Annotated in this window: 6 protein-coding genes; 5 read left to right on the top strand and 1 reads right to left on the bottom strand. The window is 44.5% G+C overall.

Annotation, left to right across the window (positions count from 1 at the left end):
* Positions 1-491: inner membrane protein YpjD (locus tag AB4496_RS02870; protein WP_372130571.1), on the bottom strand; the 491-nt coding region annotated here is incomplete at its 3' end.
* Between the two features lie 200 nt (positions 492-691).
* Here AB4496_RS02870 and ffh point away from each other — a divergent pair.
* The 5 genes from ffh to rplS all read left to right on the top strand — a co-directional run bounded on the left by ffh (position 692) and on the right by rplS (position 4,308).
* A complete protein-coding gene (gene ffh / locus AB4496_RS02865; protein ID WP_004735506.1) occupies positions 692-2,086 on the top strand; it encodes a signal recognition particle protein in 1,395 nt (464 codons plus the stop codon).
* Positions 2,087-2,298: 212 nt separating this feature from the next.
* A complete protein-coding gene (rpsP, locus tag AB4496_RS02860; protein ID WP_004735508.1) occupies positions 2,299-2,547 on the top strand; it encodes a 30S ribosomal protein S16 in 249 nt (82 codons plus the stop codon).
* A gap of 26 nt (positions 2,548-2,573) precedes the next feature.
* Entirely contained in the window at positions 2,574-3,128 is a 555-nt protein-coding gene (gene rimM / locus AB4496_RS02855) for a ribosome maturation factor RimM (RefSeq protein ID WP_009847609.1), read from the top strand.
* A 26-nt stretch (positions 3,129-3,154) separates the two neighbouring features.
* Positions 3,155-3,895, top strand: coding sequence for a tRNA (guanosine(37)-N1)-methyltransferase TrmD (trmD, locus tag AB4496_RS02850; protein ID WP_009847608.1), 741 nt, complete (start codon positions 3,155-3,157; stop codon positions 3,893-3,895).
* A 59-nt stretch (positions 3,896-3,954) separates the two neighbouring features.
* Positions 3,955-4,308: a 50S ribosomal protein L19 gene (gene rplS / locus AB4496_RS02845; RefSeq protein ID WP_009847607.1), complete on the top strand. Its 354-nt coding sequence runs from the start codon at positions 3,955-3,957 to the stop codon at positions 4,306-4,308.
* Positions 4,309-4,514 lie beyond the last annotated feature (206 nt).

Here is a 4,514-nt window from a genome sequence, read left to right as displayed (position 1 = left end):
GGGTTTATCACTAAGGCTTTTTTCTTTTTAAGTTTGTGATCTAGCCACGCGAGTTGCATAGCGTATAGCGCACCGATGGTAAGTGTCGCGTATGAGAACAGAGCTAAAGATATGTGTAGCAACAGCTTCGGGTCATTCTCTAAGTGTTTGATGAAGGTACTAGGAAGAAAAGTGGCAGCCATTAGATTTAGAGCAGCGAAGCTATAAACAACCGGCAAGATGAACCACAAACGGGTTTTGAGCATAGCACCGCTCATGACCACAGATATGATTAAACTGATTAAAGAAGCAACGTTTAAGATACTGAGGTTTTGACCACTGGCATTAAAGATTAAATCGCCAAGCAACCAAGCATGGAAAGCTAAAGCAAGTAATGCGCTGATAAACACCGTTTTTACACGGATTCCTGTTTGGTGCACGAGACCTGGAATGATCGTGAAAATCGCCATTGTATAAAGAAAGGCTGCTGCGATCGCAATAAGACTGTCCATGGTATCCATTTAAATGATTACTAATTGGCGAATTATACCTCGCATCGCTCTTTGGGGCTATGGTGAACCTCATTCAATTCCAAGTGAATAATGTCTCACATCACATGCGTGGATGATTAACGCTCCACAACGGGTATGACTCTAATCCGCGCTAATGTATACTCACAGTAATAGTCGCAGTTTTGAGCGAAGAGAAAACTATGTTTGATAATTTAACGGATCGTCTATCCAAAACGCTGAAAAACATCAGCGGTAAAGGTCGCCTGACCGAAGACAATATTAAAGAGACGCTGCGTGAAGTACGTATGGCGCTACTTGAAGCCGACGTTGCACTGCCAGTTGTCCGCGATTTTGTTAAGCGCGTAAAAGAAGGCGCTGTAGGTGTTGAGGTTTCTAAATCTCTCACCCCGGGTCAAGAATTCATTAAGATCGTTCAAGCTGAACTTGAAGCTGTGATGGGGGAGTCTAACGAGGCTCTTGACCTGGCAGCACAACCGCCAGCCGTTATCTTAATGGCGGGTCTACAAGGTGCGGGTAAAACCACATCGGTAGGTAAGCTATCTAAGCTCCTGACTGAGCGTGATAAGAAGAAAGTTTTGGTTGTGTCTGCCGACGTTTACCGTCCAGCCGCGATCAAACAGCTTGAAACCTTAGCAAGCGATGTGGGTGTCGACTTCTTCCCATCTTCAGCTGACCAAAAGCCTCTTGATATTGCAAACGCTGCAATCGACCACGCGAAGAAGAAATTCTACGACGTGCTAATTGTCGATACTGCCGGTCGTTTGGCTATCGATGAAGAGATGATGGGTGAAATCAAAGAGCTTCATACTGCCATTAAACCAGTAGAGACGCTGTTCGTTGTTGATGCTATGACAGGTCAAGATGCTGCGAATACTGCAAAAGCCTTTGGCGATACGCTACCACTAACCGGTGTTATCTTAACGAAAGTGGATGGTGACGCGCGTGGTGGTGCTGCACTGTCTGTTCGTCACATCACAGGTAAGCCGATTAAATTCTTAGGTGTTGGTGAGAAAACTGACGCACTAGAACCATTCCACCCAGATCGTGTTGCTTCTCGCATCCTAGGTATGGGCGACGTACTGTCTCTTATTGAAGATCTACAGAAGAACGTTGATACCGAGAAAGCAGAGAAACTGGCTAAGAAGTTCAAAGAGAAGAAAGGTTTTGACCTTGAAGACTTCCGCGAGCAGCTTGGTCAGATGAAAAATATGGGCGGCATGATGGGCATGATGGATAAGCTTCCAGGCATGTCTCAGCTACCAGACAACGTTAAAGATAAAGTTGATGACAAGATGTTCAAGCAAATGGAAGCGATCATCAACTCTATGACAATGAAAGAGCGTCAGCGCCCAGACCTAATCAAAGGCTCACGCAAAAAGCGTATTGCTGCAGGTTCTGGTACGCAAGTACAAGATGTAAACCGTATGCTTAAACAGTTCACTCAAATGCAGAAGATGATGAAGAAAATGCAGAAAGGTGGAATGAAAGGCATGATGCGCAACATGCAAGGCATGATGGGCGGCGGTGGAGGTATGGGCGGAATGGGTGGTGGTTTTAACCCGTTTGGCCGATAATCTACAAATGTAAGCTTTAGCTACGTTACTTTTCATAGTGTTAGCCGTGTCACAGAAAGTGAGCGGTGGCTATGTTGGTGAAAAAATAGCTAAAGCCCTTGCATTGCCCCGGAATAAGAGTAAAATTCCGGGGCTTTAATTTGGCACGAGACCCCAAGCTATTTACTTATACTTGGGGTTAATTATTTTATTAAGAAAGCAAAGAGGACGACATGGTAACCATTCGTTTGGCACGTCACGGTGCAAAGAAGCGCCCATTTTATCAAATCGTAGTTGCGGATAGCCGTAACTCTGTAACTGGCCGTTTCATCGAGAAAGTAGGTTTCTTTAACCCTACTGCTCAAGGTCAAGAAGAAGGTCTACGTCTAGACCTAGATCGTGTTAACCACTGGGTTGGTCAAGGCGCATCTCTATCTGACCGCGTAGCTAAGCTAGTTAAAGACGCTCAAAAAGCGGCTTAATTCTTTTTTAAAAAGAGAAATAGCTTATGTCGATGAAGGGTAAAGAAACGATGAGCGAGCAAAACGAAAGAATTGTTATGGGTAAACTTGGGTCTACCTATGGTATTCGTGGCTGGCTTAAAGTGTTCTCCTACACAGACAATGCTGAAAGCATATTTGATTACAGTCCTTGGTATTTAAAGCTAAAGGGCGAGTGGGTTGAGTATAAAGTTGAAAGCTGGAAACGTCATGGTCAAGGCTATGTATGTAAGCTAGCGGGATTAGATGTACGTGAAGACGCGCAACTGATGACCAACTTTGAAATTGCTATTGACCCTGCTTCATTACCTGAATTGTCAGAAGATGAATTCTACTGGCGCGAATTGTTCGGTATGCAAGTTTTTACCACTAAAGGTTACAACCTTGGTGAGGTCACTGACCTATTAGAAACTGGCTCGAACGATGTTCTAGTAATCAAAGCAAATCTTAAAGATGCTTTTGGCCAAAAGGAACGGTTAATCCCGTACCTTGAAGAGCAAGTGATCAAGAAAGTTGATCGCGAAGCTCGCCGGATCGAAGTTGACTGGGATCCTGGATTCTAACTCCAAATTACAGAGCGAGAGAACACATGTGGGTTGGCATTATTAGCCTTTTTCCTGAAATGTTCCGTTCTGTTACTGATTTTGGAGTAACAGGTCAAGCGGTTAAAAAAGGTCTTTTATCTATTGAAACATGGAATCCTCGTGATTTCACTCATGATAAACATCGCACTGTTGATGACAGACCTTACGGTGGTGGTCCTGGCATGTTAATGATGGTTCAGCCTTTGCGCGATGCTATCCAAACAGCCAAACAGGCAGCACCGGGAAAGACGAAGGTTATTTACCTTTCACCTCAAGGTCGTAAACTCGACCAACAAGGTGTTGAAGAGCTGGCAACAAACGAGAACTTGCTTCTTATTTGTGGTCGCTATGAAGGGGTAGATGAGCGCATCATTCAATCTGAAGTCGACGAAGAATGGTCGATTGGAGATTTTGTGATGACGGGTGGCGAGCTGCCAGCCATGACGTTGATTGATTCAGTATCTCGGTTTGTTCCGGGTGTACTTGGAGATTTCGCATCAGCAGAAGAAGATTCTTTTGCAAATGGTTTGCTAGATTGTCCCCATTATACGCGCCCTGAGGTGCTAGACGATAAAGATGTGCCATCGGTACTCAAGTCTGGAAACCATAAGGACATTCGTCGCTGGCGATTGAAACAATCGTTGGGCCGAACTTGGCTAAGAAGACCAGAACTCCTGGAAAACCTAGCTCTGACTGACGAACAGGAACAATTACTGGCTGAATTCATTAAAGAGCAACGCTCTTAACGAAAAGCAAGCAGTAACCTATTAAATTTAGTATCAGTTTATTCTAGGAATTTATACAAATGAGCAACATCATCAAGGCTCTTGAAGAAGAGCAACTAAAATCAGACCTTCCTAAATTCGCACCAGGTGACACTGTTGTAGTTAAGGTTAAGGTAAAAGAAGGTGACCGTGAGCGTCTACAGGCTTTCGAAGGCGTTGTAATCGCTATTCGTAACCGTGGTCTACACTCTGCATTCACAGTTCGTAAGATCTCGAACGGTGAAGGCGTAGAGCGTGCGTTCCAAACTCACTCTCCAATGGTTGATAGCATCGAAGTTAAACGCCGTGGTGCAGTACGTCGTGCCAAGTTGTACTACCTACGTGAGCGTTCTGGTAAGTCAGCTCGTATTAAAGAGAAGCTTACTAAGAAGTAATTCTTTTTGCATTCTATCGATAAAAGCGGAGCCATTTGGCTCCGCTTTTTTGTGTCTGCTATTTAGAGTCTCACAGGTAAGAGATCTCCAACTTGCTCGTTCCTCACTCTTGAGGATGACGAATGACAAGCCTTGATACCTTGATAGGCTGTCGAACCGCTGAGGGAGTTTTTGAATCAACAGGAGCTGTCATTCCCTAGACTGAC

This window comes from Vibrio sp. 10N.222.46.A1 (assembly GCF_041473595.1).
Taxonomy (GTDB): domain Bacteria; phylum Pseudomonadota; class Gammaproteobacteria; order Enterobacterales; family Vibrionaceae; genus Vibrio; species Vibrio tasmaniensis_A.
The sequence above is the reverse complement of the archived record's forward strand: the minus strand, read 5'-3'. Positions and strand labels throughout refer to the sequence as shown.